The sequence below is a fragment of the Streptomyces sp. 6N223 genome, from assembly GCF_052246635.1.
GTDB lineage: Bacteria > Actinomycetota > Actinomycetes > Streptomycetales > Streptomycetaceae > Streptomyces.
Genome location: NZ_JBQQCA010000054.1, coordinates 20,701 through 39,414, shown reverse-complemented (window position 1 = coordinate 39,414; position 18,714 = coordinate 20,701). Strand labels below are relative to the sequence as shown.

General features: G+C 73.0%; 16 protein-coding genes and 1 tRNA gene. 7 read left to right on the top strand and 10 right to left on the bottom strand.

The features are described from left to right. The first annotated feature begins 52 nt into the window (after positions 1 to 52). Positions 53 to 925 carry a sulfotransferase family protein gene (locus tag ACTWQH_RS26510; RefSeq protein WP_443289276.1) on the top strand — a complete coding sequence of 291 codons (873 nt, stop codon included), beginning with the start codon at positions 53 to 55 and terminating at the stop codon, positions 923 to 925. Positions 926 to 971: 46 nt separating this feature from the next. Here the strand turns inward: ACTWQH_RS26510 and ACTWQH_RS26505 are convergent. After that, positions 972 to 1,043 (bottom strand) — tRNA-Val (locus ACTWQH_RS26505). Between the two features lie 111 nt (positions 1,044 to 1,154). On the opposite strand from ACTWQH_RS26505, the gene ACTWQH_RS26500 reads away from it, so the two are divergent. The 3 genes from ACTWQH_RS26500 (at position 1,155) to ACTWQH_RS26490 (ending at position 3,526) form a co-directional block, all read left to right on the top strand. Beyond that, the gene (locus ACTWQH_RS26500; RefSeq protein ID WP_443289275.1) at positions 1,155 to 2,468 is read left to right on the top strand and encodes a hypothetical protein; all 1,314 of its coding nucleotides are present in this window, start codon (positions 1,155 to 1,157) and stop codon (positions 2,466 to 2,468) included. 40 nt (positions 2,469 to 2,508) lie between these two features. Further along, positions 2,509 to 2,739, top strand: a complete 231-nt coding sequence (locus tag ACTWQH_RS26495) for an FmdB family zinc ribbon protein (RefSeq protein WP_443289274.1) — start codon at positions 2,509 to 2,511, stop codon at positions 2,737 to 2,739. 76 nt (positions 2,740 to 2,815) lie between these two features. After that, complete coding sequence (locus ACTWQH_RS26490; RefSeq protein WP_443289273.1) at positions 2,816 to 3,526, top strand: DUF4383 domain-containing protein; 711 nt, start codon at positions 2,816 to 2,818, stop codon at positions 3,524 to 3,526. Here the strand turns inward: ACTWQH_RS26490 and ACTWQH_RS26485 are convergent. From ACTWQH_RS26485 to ACTWQH_RS26475, 3 genes are read right to left on the bottom strand one after another with little or no spacing between them, the layout of a single operon-like run. Continuing rightward, the gene (locus ACTWQH_RS26485) at positions 3,447 to 4,307 is read right to left on the bottom strand and encodes an HAD family hydrolase (RefSeq protein WP_443289272.1); all 861 of its coding nucleotides are present in this window, start codon (positions 4,305 to 4,307) and stop codon (positions 3,447 to 3,449) included. The genes ACTWQH_RS26490 and ACTWQH_RS26485 overlap by 80 nt on opposite strands. Then, a complete protein-coding gene (locus ACTWQH_RS26480; protein WP_443289271.1) occupies positions 4,304 to 6,790 on the bottom strand; it encodes a phosphoribosyltransferase in 2,487 nt (828 codons plus the stop codon). Before ACTWQH_RS26480 ends, ACTWQH_RS26485 begins: the two co-directional genes overlap by 4 nt. After that, positions 6,787 to 7,965 carry an HpcH/HpaI aldolase/citrate lyase family protein gene (locus ACTWQH_RS26475; RefSeq protein ID WP_443289270.1) on the bottom strand — a complete coding sequence of 393 codons (1,179 nt, stop codon included), beginning with the start codon at positions 7,963 to 7,965 and terminating at the stop codon, positions 6,787 to 6,789. The genes ACTWQH_RS26480 and ACTWQH_RS26475 overlap by 4 nt, the downstream gene beginning before the upstream one ends. A gap of 102 nt (positions 7,966 to 8,067) precedes the next feature. On the opposite strand from ACTWQH_RS26475, the gene ACTWQH_RS26470 reads away from it, so the two are divergent. Continuing rightward, positions 8,068 to 8,829, top strand: a complete 762-nt coding sequence (locus ACTWQH_RS26470) for a TerD family protein (RefSeq protein ID WP_443289269.1) — start codon at positions 8,068 to 8,070, stop codon at positions 8,827 to 8,829. Positions 8,830 to 9,001: 172 nt separating this feature from the next. Here ACTWQH_RS26470 and ACTWQH_RS26465 read toward each other — a convergent pair whose 3' ends face one another. The 6 genes from ACTWQH_RS26465 to ACTWQH_RS26440 form a co-directional block, all read right to left on the bottom strand. Then, positions 9,002 to 10,321 (bottom strand): hypothetical protein, encoded by a 1,320-nt coding sequence (locus tag ACTWQH_RS26465; RefSeq protein ID WP_443289268.1) that lies wholly within the window; start codon positions 10,319 to 10,321, stop codon positions 9,002 to 9,004. Between the two features lie 51 nt (positions 10,322 to 10,372). Further along, complete coding sequence (locus ACTWQH_RS26460) at positions 10,373 to 11,119, bottom strand: Tellurium resistance (protein WP_443289267.1); 747 nt, start codon at positions 11,117 to 11,119, stop codon at positions 10,373 to 10,375. Between the two features lie 96 nt (positions 11,120 to 11,215). Then, positions 11,216 to 12,367 carry a DUF475 domain-containing protein gene (locus tag ACTWQH_RS26455; protein WP_443289266.1) on the bottom strand — a complete coding sequence of 384 codons (1,152 nt, stop codon included), beginning with the start codon at positions 12,365 to 12,367 and terminating at the stop codon, positions 11,216 to 11,218. Positions 12,368 to 12,426: 59 nt separating this feature from the next. Beyond that, positions 12,427 to 13,017: a TerD family protein gene (locus tag ACTWQH_RS26450; protein WP_443289265.1), complete on the bottom strand. Its 591-nt coding sequence runs from the start codon at positions 13,015 to 13,017 to the stop codon at positions 12,427 to 12,429. 86 nt (positions 13,018 to 13,103) lie between these two features. Beyond that, a complete protein-coding gene (locus tag ACTWQH_RS26445; RefSeq protein WP_443289264.1) occupies positions 13,104 to 13,562 on the bottom strand; it encodes a peroxiredoxin in 459 nt (152 codons plus the stop codon). A gap of 148 nt (positions 13,563 to 13,710) precedes the next feature. Then, positions 13,711 to 14,145, bottom strand: a complete 435-nt coding sequence (locus ACTWQH_RS26440) for a DUF3052 domain-containing protein (RefSeq protein WP_443289263.1) — start codon at positions 14,143 to 14,145, stop codon at positions 13,711 to 13,713. A 334-nt stretch (positions 14,146 to 14,479) separates the two neighbouring features. Here ACTWQH_RS26440 and aceE point away from each other — a divergent pair, with 334 nt between their 5' ends. Beyond that, on the top strand, positions 14,480 to 17,212 hold the full coding sequence (aceE, locus tag ACTWQH_RS26435; protein ID WP_443289262.1) for a pyruvate dehydrogenase (acetyl-transferring), homodimeric type: 2,733 nt from the start codon (positions 14,480 to 14,482) through the stop codon (positions 17,210 to 17,212). Positions 17,213 to 17,476: 264 nt separating this feature from the next. Continuing rightward, complete coding sequence (locus ACTWQH_RS26430) at positions 17,477 to 18,688, top strand: alpha/beta hydrolase (RefSeq protein WP_443289261.1); 1,212 nt, start codon at positions 17,477 to 17,479, stop codon at positions 18,686 to 18,688. Positions 18,689 to 18,714 lie beyond the last annotated feature (26 nt).

Genomic DNA, 18,714 nt, shown 5'->3' with positions numbered 1-18,714 from the left:
AGGTGTCCGGGGGGCTGCCATTCACGCTTTACACTTGTTATGTTTTCGCGCCATGGAGTGGACGCGGAGAGCCAACGATGTCCTGGAACGAGCGACCGGTCTGCGGGCGACCCGCGCGACCCGCGTGCCCCGCAGATCGCGGCGCGCCCGGCGGGGCGCGCCCGTCACGGCCTCCGCCAGGCCGCCCGCGCGCCCGGCGATCGACCGCCTGCTCAAGGCCCCGGTCTTCGTGTTCTCGCCGCCCCGCTCCGGCTCCACGCTGCTGCGCGTCGTGCTCAACAGCCATTCCCAGCTGCACGCCCCGCACGAGACGCACGTCAGGATGCTCACCCTCAACCTGCGCCGGCGGCCGACGGTGGTGCGGGCGATGGCCGGCTTCGGGCACAACCGGGCCGACCTGGAACACCTGCTGTGGGACCGGATGCTCCACCGCGAGCTGCAGCTCAGCGGCAAGGAGACGATCGTGGAGAAGACGCCCGCCAACGTCTTCGTGTGGCGGCGGATCGCCACCTGCTGGCCGGACGCCCGCTTCATCTTCCTGATACGCCACCCGGCGTCCATAGCCCGCTCCTGGCACGAGGGCGACCCCGCGAGGCGGCCGATGTCCAAGGCGGTGCCGCACATACTCAGGTACGCCCAGACCCTGGAGACCGCCCGCCAGACCCTTCCGGGCCTCACCGTGCGGTACGAGGACATGACGGAGGACCCCAAGGCCCAGACGCAGCGCATCTGCGAGTTCCTCGGCCTCGACTGGGAGCCGGAGATGGTCGACTACGGCCGGAACGACCACGGCCCGTACGTCATGGGCTTCGGGGACTGGAAGGAGAAGATCAAGACCGGCACGATCCAGCCCGGCCGGGGGCTGCCGGCGCCGGAGGAGGTCCCGCACGAGCTGCGGGACATGTGCCGGACCTGGGGGTACTGAGCCCGGGGAAGCCGAGTGGGGCCGCGGGGCCGGGTGGGGCCGCGAGTGGGTGCAGACGGGTTCGAACCGCCGACATCCGCCTTGTAAGGGCGGCGCTCTACCGCTGAGCTATGCACCCGGGGGACACCGGAGAACGGTGAACCTCAGCCTACAGGGCCCGTGCCCGGCGCTCGTGGCTGGTGGGACAATGGCCGTCACGGCTCTGGCCCGAGGTCGTGAGAGGGGACAGGTGACGGTGAGGGTTGTGCTGCTGCCGCTGTCGCTGCTCGCCCTTGCCGGCGCGGCGGTGCCGGGGGCGTTCACGGGGGGCGGCACCCGGCGGTGGGGACGCGGGCGGGGCGAGGACCTGCGGGCGGCCGCACAGGAGGCGCGGGACGCGGCGGCCACGGCGTTCTACGAGCTGGACACCGCCCAGCGGGACCTGCGGATCACGATCGAGACGATCGCGGCGGCGGACGACTCGGCGGAGGGCCGGGGCGCCGAGGTCGCGTTCAAGGCGCTGAGCGAGCGGGTCGACCAGGCGAGCGCGGAGTACATCAGGGCGATGGACTCCCACGACCTGGACGCCGTCGAGCTGGACGCGGGCGCGGCCGCGCGGGCGCGGGACGAGCTGCTGCGGGTGCGGGACGCGCTGGAGCGGACCCGCGCGGAGCTGGAACGTTTCGGGCAGGGCCTGGCCGGGCTGGTGGAGCGGGCCGAGTCGCAGCTCGCGCTGGTCGCGCCGGCGGTGGAGCGGGCGCGGCAGGCGCTGCGCACGGCCACGGCCGCGCTGGACGCGGCGCGGGCCGCCGGGCTGCGGGCGGACGAGCTGGCCGGGTCGCTGGCCGCGCTCGGGCCCGAGCTGCGGCTGCTGAACGAGGGCGCCGGGCAGCACGGCATCAAGCCGACGATCCGGCGGGCCGAGCAGGTGCGGCGGCGGGCGGAGGCGATCGCGGCCGAGGCCGAGCGGCTGCCGAAGCGGGCGGCGGAGATCGAGCGGCGGCTGGCCAGCCTGCGGACCCGGGCGGAGGCCATCACCACCCGGGCGGGGAAGGTGGAGCCGGTCCTCAGCGAGCTGCGGCGGCGCTTCAGCATCGGGTGCTGGCAGGACCTCCAGGGGGTGCCGCGGCAGGCGGCGGAGTCGGTGCGGAAGGCGGAGGCGACGCTGCGGCAGGCGCGGCAGGCGCTCGCCGAGCAGCGGCTCTCCGAGGCGGAGGCGGCGCTGTCGGAGGTGCGGGGGCTGCTCGGGCGTACGGACGAGGCGGTGTCGGCGGCCGACGAGCGGCTGCGGCGGCTGAACGAGGTGTCGTTCGACCCGAAGAAGGAGATCGACCGGACGCGCTTCGTGATCCGGGACGCGCAGCGGCTGGCGATGACCGGTCGCAGCGTTCCCGACCCGCGCCACGCGAGGCCGCTGGACGCGGCGGTGGAGCGGCTGGAGCGGGCGGTGAGCGACCTGGAGAACGGCGGGCGCAACCCCGACTACTGGCTGTTCCTGACGGAGGCGGAGGCGGTGCGCGCCACCGTGGCCGCCGTGGTGGAGGAGATCCGGGGCGGGCGCTGAGCCTGACGCCGAGGCCGCCTCCGGCGCTAGTCTCTGAGGCATGCCCCGTTACGAGTTCCGTTGCCGCGCGTGTGGCGACCAGTTTGAGGTGAGCCGTCCGATGGCCGAGTCGGACGCGCCCGCGAGTTGCCCGGCCGGGCACGACGACACGGTGAGGCTGCTGTCGATGGTGGCGGTCGGCGGCCGCGCCACGGCCTCGGGAGCCGCGCCCGCCGCGGGTGGCGGGGCCGGTGGCGGCGGTGGCTGCTGCGGGGGCGGCTGCTGCGGTTGAATGAGCCGCGCCGGAGCGGGAACCTGGAAGTGCCGGAGACGATTTTCCCTGGCCCCCAGGTCCCTAGGAGGCGTCGATGGCCTCGCCCGAGCAGCGGCGTATGCAGGAGGAGCGGCGCGACTGGCGTGACCGCCTGCCGTGGAGCCAGTACGCGCGGGCCGAGCCCCGCGTCCCGAGCAGCGGCCCTCGCGCGCTGCTGGCGCGAGCCCGGCTGGACGAGCACCTGCCCGTCCACCACCGGCTGAGCCTGGTCTACCGGATCGGCGCTGGCCTGATGGGCGCGTTCCTGTGTGTGTTCGGGGTGCTGGGCGTCACCGAGAACATCGGGTTCTTCGCCACCGGCGACGACGAGGTGCTGGGCCTGAGCACCAACGGCGCGCTGAGCTGGCTGTCGATCGTGGTGGGGCTGATCCTTCTCGGCGGCATGGTGAAGGGCGGGAACGTCGCCTCCTCGCTGAACCTGGTGATCGGCGTCGCGTTCGTGCTGAGCGGCTTCGCCAATCTCGCGGTGCTGGAGACCGACGTCAACGTCCTCAACTTCCGCATGGGCAACGTGATCTTCAGCTTCGCCGTCGGCCTGATGCTGATGATCTTCGGCATGTACGGGCGCGTCAGCGGGCGGCTGCCGCACGACAACCCGTACTGGCAGGCGCGGCACCCGGGCCAGGCCGAGGCCGAGGCCGAGCAGCGCAGGCGGCGGCGCGCGGTCACGGGCGGCCCGCCGCCCGCCGGCCCTCCCGCCGCGCGCGCGTCAGCAGGGCACGGACGATCTCCTCACCGCAGATGACGCCGCGCTCCGGCAGCGCGGTGACGTGCGGCGCGCCCCAGCCCGACTCGGCGAGTTCGCCGTGGCCGGGGCGCCAGCCGTGGTCGGCGGCGAGCAGCAGGTCGGTGTCGAGCAGCGAGTCGCCGGCGGCGAGGACCGTGCCCGCGCCCGTCCGCTCCGCGATCTCCGCGACGGCGGCGGACTTGGTGAGCGGGCGCGGCACGGCGTACAGCTTGCGGCCCTGGAGGGAGACGGTCCAGCCGCGCGGCTCCGCCCAGTCGGCCAGTTCCTTGGCGAAGGTCTCCGGCAGCCGCTCGCGGTCGACGACGAGGTAGGCGAAGAGACCCTCGGCGTCGCGCTCCTTCAGCAGCCAGGCGGGGTCGGCGGCGGCGCGCAGGTGGCGCTGGACCTCGGCCAGCGGGGCGCACTCGGCGGCGAGGCGGCGGCGTACGCCGGCGTGCCAGGCCTCGTCGCTGCGGCCGTCGACCAGCAGGTGGCCGCCGTTGGCGCAGACCGCGAAGCGGGGCTGCGGGCCGGGGAGGCGGATGCGCAGGTACTGCTCGCGGGTGCGGGTCGTGGTCGGCACCAGCAGCGCGGCGGGCTCGGCCGCCAGCTCGGCGAGCAGCCCGGCGGCCGTCTCGGTGAGGAAGGACTGCGGCCGGGAGGCGTACACCTCGACGCACAGCAGGCGGGGGGCCTGGGCGTCGGGCATGCCGTCGAGGGCGAGCGCGCCGGGCGAGTAGATGAGGGTGCGGTCCAGGTCGGTGGCCACCAGCACGGGGGGCGCCGCGTCGCCGGTCACTGTGTTGCCGCCTTTCCGTCGGCGCCGGTGGCGCCCTTGGTGTAGCGGGGATGGATCAGCCCGACGCAACTGTAGGGGAGGTCGTCGCCGATGTCCGCCTCCTCGACGGGCACCCCGCGCTGTTCGGCCAGCAGCCGTATGTGGTCCAGCTCGGCGCCGGCGCCCCGGCGGGTGAGGATCCGCCAGGGCACGCGGCGCAGCAGCACGCGGGTGGTCTCGCCGACGCCGGGCTTGACCAGGTTGACGTCGCCGATGCCGTACTCCTCGCTGATGCGCTCCACGGCCCGCCAGCCCGACCAGGTGGGGGTGCGGTCGGCGGCCAGCAGCGCGGCAGCGTCGGCGGCGGCTCCGGCGGCGAGGGCGGGGTCGGCGAAGTGGGAGCCGACGGCGTCGAGGAAGTCGCCCGAGACGTCCGAGGCGGCCAGCTCGCGGTAGTGCTTGGCGCCGTGGAAGTCGTTCGGCCCGATGAGGTCGGCGCGCAGCACGGTGCGGGAGATCAGGCCGGAGACGGTGGAGTTGAGGCAGGCGGAGGGGATGAGGTAGTCCTCGCGGGTGCCGAAGGTCGTCACGCAGCGGCCGGGGTCGGCGAGGACGGCGAGGGAGGGGTCGAAGCGCCCGCGGCCGGGGCCGTCGTACGCCGCGACCGCCTGGGCGAGTTCGCGGGCGATGGCGCCCTTGCCGGTCCAGCCGTCGATGAAGACGACGTCCTCGGGGTCGTGGTGGGTGGCCAGCCAGCGCAGCGCGGTGGCGTCGAGGCCGCGCCCGCGCACGATGGAGACGGCGTAGTGCGGCAGGTCCAGGCCGTGCGCGTGGGCGGCCCAGCGGCGCAGCAGGATGCCGATGGGGGTGCCGGCGCGGGCGAGCGACACGAGGACCGGGCGGCTGCCCGGGCGGGTGCGCTCGGCCAGGATCGCCTCGGTGACCGTGCCGACGGCGCGGGCGATGCGGCGGGCCGAGGTGTCCAGGGCGGCGTGGAAGAGGCGCTGGTAGTCGGCGCTGGGCTGGTACTCGACCGGCAGCATCTCGGCGTAGTGCGCGCCGCCGTGCTGGATGGCCTCCTCGCGCTCCTCGGTGGGGCGTTCGAGGGTGACCTCGGAGAGGTCCTTCAGCAGCCAGCCGACCTCCTCGGGGGTGTAGGAGGAGAACGCCGGGCCGCGCAGCGGCTCGGGCAGGGGCGTGTGGGAGGGAATCACGGCGAGGAGGAGGTGGGGGGCGTGGGCGGCGAGGGTGTCGAGGAGGCCGCCGGGGGCGTGGAGCTGGGGGGTGTCGCCGGTCGAGTCGGTGACGGCGACGATGGCGTCCCACTCCCGGCCGGCGATGTTGTACGCGAAGCGCGGGCCGGGGCCGTCGGCGGGGGCGTCGTGGGCGGGGAAGGTGAGGCGGGTGCGGATGGCGTAGCCGGGGTCGTCGACGGCGAGGACCGGCGAGCGGGTGGTGGTGGAGAAGTACACCTCCGCCGGGTGCGCGTCGTCGAGGGCGGCGGCCAGGCGGAGCGGGGCGTACATCAGCTCCTCGGTGCCGAGGACGAGCACGCGCCGCGCGGCGCCGGGGAGGGCGGCGGCCAGGCGGGCGGCCATGTCCGGAAGGGCCGCCTGAAGGCGTTCGCGGTCCGCGGGCGTGAAGCCGTGGCGGGCGCCGTCGGGGAGGCCGGCGGGCCAGCCGAGGTCGACGCCGGCCAGGGTCCCGGGGGCCGACGGGGTGGCCAACCGGCCCTGCTCCTCCTCGCCCGCCTCGCTGGTGAGGTCGGCGGCGCGGGCCAGCACGTCGTCCGGCAGGCTCAGCCGCCCCCGGGCGAGCGAGGTGACCTCGACCACGACGCCCAGCTCGGCGGAGAACTTCGCCAGCGCAGCCCGGTCGGCGTCGGTGCGCATGTCGGCCAGGGCGGCGACGACGTACCGGTCGCGCGGCCAGCGGCGGTGGAGCGCGGCGATGGTGTTGCGCACGGTGCGGCCGGTGGACAGCTCGTCGTCGACCAGCACCAGCGGGCCCCGCGCGGCCAGCAGCGCGGGGTCGCCGGGCAGCAGCAGGTGCGAGGTGTGGTGGCTGTGCTCCTCCTCGAAGCCGCCGACCGGCGTCACGCCCGGCACCGGGCGGCGGGTGGAGTGCAGGTACGGCACGCCGCCCCCGGGCCCCTCGCCGATGCCGTCGGAGACGCTGTGGCCCAGGCCGGTGGCGGTCTCGGCGTAGCCGAGCACCACGGCGCGGCGGGCGGCGTCCTCGCCGAGCAGCGCGCGCACCTGGCGGCCGAGTGCCACGCCGGTGCCGTGGACGCGGGCGGGGCGCTGCGGCACGTGCTTGCCGAGCACCGTGGAGACCAGCAGGTGGGCGCGGCGCGGGTTGCGGCGTATGGCCAGGCCCAGCAGCTCGCGGACGGCGGCGTCGTCGCGTGCGCCGTCCGCGCCGCGCAGCTCGACGCCGAGCCGGCGGGTCACCCACTCCCCCGGCCATGTCGCACCGGTCGCTGTGCCTGTCGTCGCGCTCATGCCGTGCGTCCTTCGATGCCGGTGGCCAGCAGGTCCACGAAGTCGACGCCCTCGCGGGCCACCCCGAAGAGCTCGGCGCGCAGCACGGTGCGCTGCGCCCAGGCGCGATGGGGCTTCACCTCGTTCATCTTGTTGGTGTAGGCGGAACGCAGCACTCCCCCGCCGTCCGGCCCGGTGCGCAGGATGTCGGCGGCGTCGCTGAACTCCTCGTGGCTGACCACGGAGAGTGCGTGCACGGGGGCGACGTGGGAGGGGTGGATGCAGGTCTTGCCCATCAGGCCGTTGGCCCGGTCGAGCTCGATCTCCTGGAGCAGGCCGTCCATGTCCCGGTCGATGAGGCGGGTGCGCAGCTGCTCGGCGCCCCGGCCGCTGAACGGGCTGGTGCGCAGCTGCGGCTTGAACATGCGCTCGGGGGTGCGGAAGTACTCCCACACCGGCCCGGTGACGGTGTAGCCGGTGCCGTCGGCCCGGCCGAAGACGTTGACGACGTCGCCGATGATCGAGGCGACGAGCTGCACGTCGTAGGCGGTCATCTCGGGGCTGCGGCGCAGGCCGTAGGAGGAGCAGAAGTCGGTGACCCCGAGGCGTATGGCGGGTATGCGGTCGCGGTGCTTGTCGAGCACGCGGGCGGTGGCGCGCAGGGCCTCGGCGCGGGTCTCCAGGTGGAGCAGCTCCGGGGACTCCAGCACCGGCATGGCCAGCAGGCGGCGCTCGCACACGGCCTCGGCGGCGGTGAGGGCTTCGAGGAACGCCGGGCCCGAGGCGGCGGTGAACTTCGGCATCACGTATCCGGCGAGCAGCCGCAGGGCGGGGCCGAGCCGCTCGGTGAGGCCGGTGATCTGCTCGGGGACGCGCACCCGGATGAAGAGCAGCGGCAGCGAGGCGTGGTCCCCGGCGGCGTGCAGCTCGGTGAGGTGGCGCAGCAGGTTCTCCTCGGCGGCGGGCACCTCGGCGTCGCTGATGGAGTCCTCCAGGCACAGCACCATGGAGACGACGCCGTTGGCGGCCTGTCTGCGGATGTCTGCGGCGAGTCCGGGGCGGGTGGCCGGGGAGTAGAGGGTGGCTCCGAGGGCGATGCCGAGGGTGGTGACCGGCGAAGCCATGCCGAACTCGGCGGGCTCCTGATGGAAGAGGGCGCGTCGCTGCGCAGCCGATAGGTGCCCGTAATGCCGCATAGATCGCCCCACTTCTCGCTGCTTCTTGCCGGTTGCCATCTCTCGCGGCAATCGTAAGGGTGGCGTTGTTTCGGGTGTGCGGCGGCAGGCAGGATTCGTTACATGACGCATGCGCTGGAGAAGGGGGCGACGGTCCGTATCCCGTCGTCGGTGGGGGTTGTGCGGGCGGTTCTCCGCTGGATGCCGGGAGGCGGCGGGGCCGGGGAGCCGGATATCGACCTGTCCGCGCTGCTGCTCGGCGTGACCGGGCGGGTACGGGCGGAGAGCGACCTCGTCTTCTACAACCAGCCCCGGCATCCCTCGGGACTGGTGCGGCGGCTGCCGAAGCGGCGGGACGCGGCGGGGCTGATGGACACGGTGGAGGCGGAGCTGGCGCTGCTGGAGCCCGGGGTTGAGCGGGTGGTGCTGGCGGCCTCGGCGGAGGGCGGCTTCCGGGCGGAGTCGAGCCGCCCGCGGCTGGTGCTGCACGGCGCGGCCGGGGCGGGGGCGGCGACGGGCCCGGAGCTGGCGGTCGTCGAGCTGGCGCCCGAGCCCGGGGCGACGGCGTTGGCCTGTGGGGAGCTGTCGCGGACGGCCGGGGGCGTGAGCGGGGGCGGCTGGGAGTTCCGGGCCTCGGGCCAGGGCTTCGGGGGCGGCCTGAGCGAGCTGGCGGCGGCGTACGGCGTCTCGGCCTCGTCCGCGCCCCAGCAGGCGCCGCCGCCCGCGCAGCCGGCACGCCCGGCCCCCGCGGTCCCGGCGCGGCCGCCGGCGCCGGCCCCCTCGCGCCCGGATCCCCGGCGGCACGGCGCGTACGGCTACCCCCAGCCGGACCCGGCGTTCACGCTGCCGCCGCAGGGCCCGCAGTTCCTGCCGCCGCCGCGCTAGCGCCTGCGGCGGGCCGTCGCGGGCCGCTCCTGCGGCGCGGGACGCGGGACGCGGGGCGCAGGACCGGCCCGTGGTCCGGCCGTCGGTCGGCACGCGCACGCCCCCGGCGCCGGCGCGACCACCGCCCCTGCCCCGGCACCCCGCCCCGGGTGGGGCCCGCGGGAGTCCGGCATCAGCCGGCGGAGGCACCGAGACGCGGCAGCAGCGCCGCGACCTCGGCGGCGATGGCCTCGGTGGTCTGGCCGTCGGTCGGCACGCGGACGTCGCCGAAGGCGGAGCCTTCCAGTGTCTCGGCCTCGCGGGACGCCGCCTCGGCGTGGCGCAGCAGCTCCTCGACGGGGCGCCCGCGCAGCTCGTCGCCGGGCAGGGCGGGCCCGCCGCCGCGGCCGCGCAGCAGGGTGCGCTCCCTGAGCGCCTCGGGGCCCGCGTGGAGCCTGACGAGGGTGAGCCGGGCGCCCGGCACGGCGTCGGCGTAGGCGCGGACGGCCTCGGGGTGGTCGACGCCGCCGCAGAGGATGAGGCAGCGGGCTCCGGCCGCGCGGTACGCCGGCCACACGGCGGCGAGGCCCTGGGCACGCAGGCGGTGGCCGTCCGGGTCGCCGGCGGGCGCGGGGCGGCGGAAGGCGAGCTGGGCCAGGTCGACGTACGCCGCCGTCACGCCGGAGGTGAAGAGGCGCGCGAAGACCGACCAGGCGACCTCGGACTTGCCGACGCAGGGCGCGCCGCAGACCCACAGCACGGGCACCGGCGGATGGTCGACGGCGGGCGGCGCCGCGATCCCGGCCGGGCCCGGGCCAGCGGGCAGGCCGTGGGCCAGGGGCACGGAGCCCGGCCGATCGGGCCGCGCGCCGGGCAGGGCCGGGGCCGGCTCAGGGCCCGGGCCGTCCGGCAGGGGCTCGGCGAGGGGCGGGACCCGCGCGGCGGGCACGCCGCGCACGGCCGGGGCCGGCGCGGGCCACGGGTCGCCGTCGACCGTGGCCGCGCGCTCGCGCACCAGCCGTGCCGTCCCGGGCACCGACAGCCCCGCCGTGTCGATGGTCACGTCGGCGAAGTCGCTGCGGTCCAGTGCCGCCGCGACCGCCTCGTTCTCCGCCAGCAGCTCCGTCATCCACCCCCGGCCCAGGAAGCGCGCCCGCAGTTCCTTGATCGCGACGCGGAGCCTGACCACCGTCAGTGCCGCTCCCGGCACCGCCTCGGCGTACGCCCGCGCCTCGTCGGCATGCTGCACTCCGCCGGAGAAGACCAGGCACCGGGCCCCCGCCTCCCGCAGGACCGGGGCCATGGCGCCGAGGTTGCGCGCCTTGACGCGGTGGTTCTCGGGGTCGTGGGGGGGCGTGGGGTAACACAGGCCGAGCTGGTCGGCGTCGAGGTAGCCGGCGGGGATTCCCTCCCTGCCGAGCTGGGTGAAGATCTCGAATCCGGCGGAGGACTTGCCGACGCCGGAGGGACCGGTGAGCCAGAGGAGGGGGAGCAGGGGCCAGTCGTCGCGCACCGCGCGAGGCTAGCGAGCGGCCAGGGCGGGCTGCGACCCGTTTTCCTGTGCCTACACCCGGGTCTTGGTGCCCCGGCCCCAGGACATGCCCCAGCCGTAGAGGCGGTCGATCTCCGACTGGAAGCCGTAGACGTACTTCACCTCGCGGCGGGCGACGAGTTCCCCCTTGTGGTGCTCGATCATGGCCACGGCGCAGGAGCGGGCCTGCGGGGCCGGGTCGGTGAGGCCGATCTCGATGTTCTTGCCGTCGCTGGCGACGAGGGTGACGACCACGTCGGCGCGGTCGAAGGCGGGAACGCCGTCGTAGATGTAGACGAAGATCAGCAGCCGCTTGAACTGGTCCTTGTGGTCGAGGTTGATGTACAGCGTCTCGCCCGACGCGGTGCCGAAGCGGTCGTCGCCGCTGAGCTTGACGTACGGCGGCTCGTTGAAGTCGCCCATCAGGCCGCCCAGCGGCTGGACGACGCCCTTGGTGCCGTCCGTCAGCTCGTACAGGCAGGCCAGGTCGAAGTCGACGTTGGCCAGGCCCTGGGTGTGGCTCTGGATCTCGGCGGGCTTGAAGAGCCGGAGCGGTTGGCGCCAGTGGTTGAGGCGGCGGGTGGCCCGGCCCAGGTCGGAGGTGTGCATGCGCCAGGACAGGTCGACGCGCAGCGTGCCGGTCTCGGCCCCCTCGCTGGTGAGGGGGGCGGTGGGGGAACGCCGGGTGAGCTCGATGGCGTAGCTCATCGAGCCGCCGACGGTGTCGAACTTCTGCGTGCGCGCCCCGCTACCCCGCCAGTACGACCACAGGGACACCATGACCGGACATCTCCCCTCTCACGCTCTCACACCGCGACGGGGCGGCCAGCGTGCTGGCCGCCCCGTTCCTTATGGCTTCCCGTCTTCCGCCGGGGCTCACACCCCGGAGGGCACCGCCGGTTTCTCCTCGGATCCGCCCGCGCCGTCGGCCTCGGCGGCCCGGTCGGCGCGGTTGTGCAGGACCGAGGTCCAGAAGGAGGCGCCGATCAGCGCGACGCCGCTGAGGCCGGTGATGACCTCGTTGATGTGCCAGCGGATGCTGATCAGCAGGATCACGGCGAGGACGCCGATGGCGTAGTGCGCGCCGTGCTCCAGGTACCGGTACTCGTCGAGCGTGCCCTGGCGCACCAGGTAGACCGTGAGGGACCGGACGTACATCGCGCCGATGCCCAGGCCCAGCGCCATCCAGAAGATGTCGTTGGTGACGGCGAAGGCGCCGATGACGCCGTCGAAGGAGAACGAGGCGTCCAGCACCTCCAGGTAGAGGAAGAGGAAGAACGCCGCCTTGCCGCCCAGCCGCACCAGCGAGGGCTCGCGCCCGGCGCGGTGAGCGGCCTCCTCGGCCTCGTGCTCCCGTTCCTCGTCCTCCTCCAGCTTGTTCTCGAAGTATCCGGAGAGCCCGCCGACCACGAGGTAGGTGAGCACGCCGGCGACCCCGGCCAGCAGAACCGTGTCGGCCTTGTCGGCGTAGGTCCCGCCGTGCTGGTACGCGTGGGTGGCGACCGTGCTGGCGGTCAGCAGCAGGGCGGCGAGGGCGATGCCGACGGAGGCGGCGTCGATGTGCCCGACCTTGGACAGCGGCTTCTCCAGCCACTTGAGCCACATGGTCTCCCGCTCCTCGAAGATGAAGTCGAGGAAGATCATGAGGAGGAACATCCCGCCGAAGGCCGCGATGGCCGGGTGGGCGTCGGTCACCAGCTGCTCGTACAGGTCTGGGTCGTCGATCGCGAGGTCCACCGCCTCCATCGGGTCGATTCGGGCGGTGATGGAGACGATGAGAACGGGGAAGACCAGCCGCATCCCGAAGACCGCGATGAGGATGCCGATGGTGAGGAAGATCCTCTGCCAGAAGTCGTTCATCTTCTTCAGCACACCGGCGTTGACCACCGCGTTGTCGAAGGAGAGGGAGATCTCCAGGATGGACAGAATCGCCACCACGGCGAAGCCCTCCCATCCCCACAACAGGAAGGCGGCGACAAGGCCGACGGCGGTGACGGCGAATGACCAGCCAAAAGTTCTCAGTACCACGGGTCTTCCCAGCTCTTGGATATGCGATCGGACATAGCAGAGGATTCGGTTGTTTTCGGCTAGACGTTGACGCCGTAGTCAAGGGCGATGCCCCGCAGGCCGGAGGCGTAGCCCTGGCCGATGGCGCGGAACTTCCACTCGCCGCCGTACCGGTAGAGCTCGCCGAAGACCATGGCGGTCTCGGTCGAGGCGTCCTCGGTCAGGTCGTAGCGGGCCAGCTCGCGGCCGTCGGCCTGGTTGATGATGCGGATGTACGCGCCGGTGACCTGGCCGAAGTTCTGGTGGCGGGCGTCGGCGTCGTAGATGGAGACCGGGAAGATGACCTTCTGCACCTCGGGCGCCATCCGGGCCAGGTCGACCTTGACCTCCTCCTCGTCCTGCTCGGCGCCGGCCGCGCCGCCGACCAGCTCGTCGCCCATGTGCTCGACGGTGCCGTCCGGGCTCTTGAGGTTGTTGAAGAAGACGAAGTGCTCGTCGCTGAGGACCCTGCCGTTGGCGCCGATCATGAGGGCGCTGGCGTCGAGGTCGAAGTCGGCACCGGTGGTGCTGCGGGCCTGCCAGCCCAGGCCCACGGTGACGGCCGTCAGGTTCGGCGCCTCCTTCGTCAGCGAGACGTTGCCACCCTTGCTAAGGCTGACTCCTCCTGCCACGGGGTCCTCCACTCCTGTTCTGCGGGGCTGATGCGCCCCGGCTTGGCCCGTTGCCGTTCGTAGCTTCCCTTAGGAGGACGCGGCAATCACAGTGCCTGGAGCGCCGTGACGTAATCGTTCAGATCGCGCGCGTCGGGCAGGGCGTTGATCACCGTCCAGCGCACCACGCCCTCCTGGTCGATGATGAAGGTGCCGCGCACCGCGCAGCCCTTCTCCTCGTCGAAGACGCCGTAGGCGCGCGAGACAGTTCCGTGGGGCCAGAAGTCCGACAGCAGGGGATAGCCGAACTTCTCCTGCTCGGCGAAGACCCGCAGCGCGAAGGGAGAGTCGTTGGAGACGGCGAGGAGCTGCGTGTCGTCGTTGACGAAGGTGGGCAGGCGATCGCGCAGCGCGCACAGCTCCCCGGTGCACACGCCCGTGAAGGCGAAGGGGAAGAACAGCAGCACGACGTTCTTCCGGCCGCGGAAGGCCGCCAGAGAGACGCTCTGGCCGTGCTCGTCCTTCAGCTCGACGTCGGGCGCCTTGGCGCCGGGCTCGATCGCCATGGGCGAGGGCCTCTTTTCTCGGGGAGATCTTAAAGAGTTGGCAAATGATCTGCCCAGCCTACGACGCTCCCCGGCGATCCGGTGAGGCACCCCCACCCGATTCCGCCCGGATTCGGCTTCCTGTCCGGCTCCTTGGCCGGTCAGGGCCCTACTTCTTGCCCGCCGTCTTCGGCGTCACCAGGCGGCTGCCCGACCAGTCCCTGCCGGCGTTGACGCTCTTGGTCTGGGCCAGCCCCGCGGTCTGCGCCGCCTCGCCGATCTCGCTCGGCTCGACGTACCCGGCCCGCCCGGTCTTCGGCGTCAGCAGCCACACGGGCGCCCCGGGATCGATCATCGTGGTGGCATCCACCAGCGCGTCGGTGAGGTCACCGTCGTCCTCGCGGAACCACAGCACCACGGCGTCGGCCACGTCGTCATACGTCTCATCGACGAGTTCCTGGCCCGTGATGGCCTCGATTCCCTCGCGGAGTTCCTGTTCGGTGTCGTCACCGTAGCCGAACTCCTGGACCACCTGTCCGGGCTGGAAACCCAGCCTCGCGGCGGGGTTGGTCCGCTCCTCCGCGTGGTCCGCGGTCGCGCTCACGGATTGCTCCTGTCCTTGTCTGGAATGCGTACGGGTGGGACCGCGCGTGCGCGCGGCTTGGGGCGTAGTCCACACGGGCGGAACGGATCGCGCAAGTACCCACCTGCGCGCCCGCCCGAACGTTGACGCCCTTCTCCACGCTACTGGTCGAGCGCATGGGTCCTCCGTTATGCCGCGATCACATCGCGTGACCGCATCCCCGTCAGGGTCGCCCGCGGGCCAAAGGGCCGTTCGCATTACCGTTCAGTAGAGATGACGTTTCGCCGTCGGCGGGTACACGATGGAGACGGCGCGACACCAGCAGAGCAGACAACACTCACAGTGAAGGAACAGCGTGGCTTCCGGATCAGATCGCAACCCGATCATCATTGGCGGCCTTCCCAGTCAGGTCCCGGATTTCGATCCAGAGGAGACCCAGGAGTGGCTCGACTCGCTCGACGCGGCCGTGGACCAGCGCGGCCGGGAACGCGCCCGCTATCTCATGCTCCGCCTGATCGAGCGCGCCCGCGAGAAGCGGGTGGCCGTGCCCGAGATGCGCAGCACGGACTACGTCAACACGATCGCGACCAAGGATGAGCCGTTCTTCCCCGGCGACGAGGAGATCGAGCGCAAGATCCTGAACGCGACCCGCTGGAACGCGGCCGTGATGGTCTCGCGCGCCCAGCGCCCGGGAATCGGCGTCGGCGGCCACATCGCCACCTTCGCCTCCTCCGCCTCCCTCTACGACGTCGGCTTCAACCACTTCTTCCGCGGCAAGGACGGCGGCGACAGCGGCGACCAGGTGTTCTTCCAGGGTCACGCCTCGCCGGGCATCTACGCCCGCGCCTTCCTGCTGGACCGGCTGAGCGAGGCGCACCTCGACGGCTTCCGGCAGGAGAAGTCCAAGGCCCCGCACGGCCTGTCCAGCTACCCGCATCCGCGGCTGATGCCGGACTTCTGGGAGTTCCCGACCGTCTCCATGGGTCTGGGCCCCATCAGCGCCATCTACCAGGCGCGGATGAACCGCTACATGCACGCCCGGGGCATCGCCGACACCTCCCGCTCGCACGTGTGGGCCTTCCTCGGCGACGGCGAGATGGACGAGCCGGAGTCCCTTGGCCAGCTGTCGATCGCGGCCCGCGAGGGCCTGGACAACCTCACCTTCGTCGTCAACTGCAACCTCCAGCGGCTCGACGGCCCGGTGCGCGGCAACGGCAAGATCATCCAGGAGCTGGAGTCGGTCTTCCGCGGCGCCGGGTGGAACGTCATAAAGCTCGTGTGGGACCGCTCCTGGGACCCGCTGCTCGCGCAGGACCGCGACGGGGTGCTGGTCAACAAGCTCAACACCACCCCCGACGGGCAGTTCCAGACGTACGCCACCGAGACCGGGGCGTACATCCGCGAGAACTTCTTCGGCGGCGACCACCGGCTGCGCGCCATGGTCGAGGACATGACCGACGACCAGATCCTGCACCTGGGCAGGGGCGGTCACGACCACCCCAAGGTCTACGCGGCGTACAAGGCGGCGCTGGAGCACCAGGGGCAGCCCACGGTGATCCTCGCCCAGACGATCAAGGGCTGGACGCTGGGGCCGAACTTCGAGGGCCGCAACGCCACGCACCAGATGAAGAAGCTGACGGTCGCCGACCTGAAGGGCTTCCGCGACCGGCTGAAGCTGCCGATCCCGGACAGCGAGCTGGAGTCGGGCCTGCCGCCGTACTACCACCCGGGCAAGGACTCGCCGGAGATCCAGTACATGCACGACCGGCGCCGCGAGCTCGGCGGGTACCTGCCGAAGCGCGTCAACCGCGCGAAGCCGCTGGCGCTGCCCGGCGACAAGGCGTACGCGGCGGTGAGGAAGGGCTCGGGGACGCAGCAGGTCGCCACGACCATGGCGTTCGTGCGGCTGCTGAAGGACCTCTTGCGGGACAAGGAGATCGGCAAGCGCTTCGTGCCGATCGCGCCCGACGAGTACCGGACCTTCGGCATGGACTCGCTCTTCCCGTCCGCGAAGATCTACAACCCGCTCGGGCAGACCTACGAGTCGGTCGACCGCGACCTGCTGCTGTCGTACAAGGAGTCGCCGACCGGGCAGATGCTGCACGACGGCATCACCGAGTCCGGCTGCACGGCCTCGCTGGTCGCGGCGGGCTCGGCGTACGCCACGCACGGCGAGCACCTCATCCCGGTCTACGTCTTCTACTCGATGTTCGGCTTCCAGCGCACCGGCGACCAGTTCTGGCAGATGGCCGACCAGATGGCGCGTGGCTTCGTGCTGGGCGCGACCGCCGGGCGCACGACGCTGACCGGCGAGGGCACGCAGCACGCCGACGGGCACTCCCAGCTGCTGGCCTCCACGAACCCGGCGTGTGTGGCGTACGACCCGGCGTACGGCTATGAGATCGCCCACATCGTCAGGGACGGGCTGCGCCGGATGTACGGCGAGGACTCCGAGGACGTCTTCTACTACCTGACCGTCTACAACGAGCCGATCGTGCAGCCCGCCGAGCCGGAGAACGTGGACGTCGAGGGCATCCTCAAGGGCCTGTACCGGCTGAGCGAGGGCGGGGCCGGCAGCATCCCGGCGCAGGTCCTCGCCTCGGGCGTCGCGGTGCCCTGGGCGCTGGAGGCGCAGAAGATCCTGGCCGAGGAGTGGGACGTGCGCGCGGCCGTGTGGTCGGCCACGTCGTGGAACGAGCTGCGCCGGGACGCGGTCGACGCCGAGGAGCACAACCTGCTGCACCCGGAGGAGGAGCAGCGTGTGCCGTACGTCACGCGCAAGCTCGCCGGGGCGGAAGGGCCGCTACTGGCCGTATCCGACTGGATGCGCTCGGTGCCCGACCAGATCGCGCGGTGGGTGCCCGGCACGTACCAGTCGCTGGGCGGCGACGGCTTCGGCTTCGCCGACACGCGCGGCGCGGCGCGGCGTTTCTTCCACATCGACGCCCAGTCGATCGTGCTCGGCGTGCTGACCGAGCTGGCCAAGGAGGGCAAGATCGACCGCTCGGTGCTGAAGCAGGCCATCGACCGGTACCAGCTGCTGGACGTGGCCGCGGCCGACCCGGGCACGGCCGGCGGCGACGCGTAGCCCTCGCCGGGCGGGCTTGAGCCGCCCCCGTATGTGCCCCGGGCCCTCCGGCCCGGGGCACACCCGTGCCGGGGGCTCCGCCCCCGGACCCCGGCACCCCACCCGGGGTCAGCGCCGTCGTCAGCCGCGGGCGGTGTGACGGAGGCGCCGGAAACGCCCCCGGTGTGGAATTACGCACAACTGCGCACGACTCCGGGACGGGTGGGGTGCGTGGGACGGGGGCCGACCTCCTATGATGCAGCGGTAGTGCTGAAAGTCCGTTCGATGAAAACCACGGGGAAATCCACCGCCAAGCGCGTGCTGCTGCCGTTGGCGGTGGTGTTCGCTGTGCTCGCAACCGCGGGATGGATCGCACGCGGCGACGGCGCCCCGCCCTACCCCTACGAGCTCCAGCTCGACGCCTGGGAGCGCGGCACCGTCGCGGGCCGCCCGCTGCCGGACGCCGACGCCCCGCCCGAGCGGATCGAGGACTTCTTCGCCGGCCTCCAGGTGCCCCAGCGGCGCCACCTCGCCGACAGGTACCCGCTGGTGGTCGGCAACCTGCCCGGCGCGCCCGTGCGGCTGCGCTACCGCGCCAACCGCAGGGCGCTGGCCGACGCCCGCGACGCCGAGCGGCGCCGCACGCACGACGACCGGCTCTCGGAGGACGGCCAGTACTGGGCGGGCCGCCGGATGAACCGCTTCGACTCGATGATGGCGCCCGGGCGGCAGATCCTCGCCTTCGACCCGACCGGGCACGGCCGCGCCGCCGAGGTCTTCGGGAACCTGGAGACGGCGGAGCGGATCACCGTCGTCGTGCCCGGCGTCAAGAGCGACGTGATCAACTTCGAGCGCACGGTCGGCCACTACACCGCCCCGCAGGGCATGGCCGAGGCCCTGTACGAGGAGCAGCGCGCGTTTCAGCCCGACGAGTCCACCGCGGTCATCGCCTGGGCGGACTACGACGCGCCGCAGGGGGTGTCGATGTCGGCCGCGACCGCGTACATGGCCGCCGACGGCGCCGAGCGGCTGGCGGAGACGGTGGCGGCGCTGCCGGGTGGCGGCGAGGTGCCGGTGACGCTCGTGTGCCACTCCTACGGCTCGGTCGTCTGCGGCGTCGCGGCCGACGAACTCCCGCGCCGCGTCACGGACATCGCGGTGGCGGGGAGCCCCGGCATGCGCGCCTCGGACGTGGACGACCTCGACACCCTGGCGCGGGTGTGGGCGATGCGGGCGGAGGACGACTGGATCGGCGACGTGCCGCACGTGGAGATCGGCCCGATCGGTCTTGGCGAGGACCCGGCCGACGAGTCGTTCGGCGCGGGGCTGCTGGACGCCGGCGACGCCGAGGGGCACGACGGGTACTTCGTGCCGGGCACCGCCAGCCTGGAGAACCTCGCGCTGGTCGCCGCCGGTGAGGTGAACGACGTCACGTGCGCGCCGGGCGCCGAACGGTGCGCGCCGCTCGACCCCTGTGTGCCCGACGCCCAGGAGTGACACACCGCTCGGTGGCGGCGTTTTCA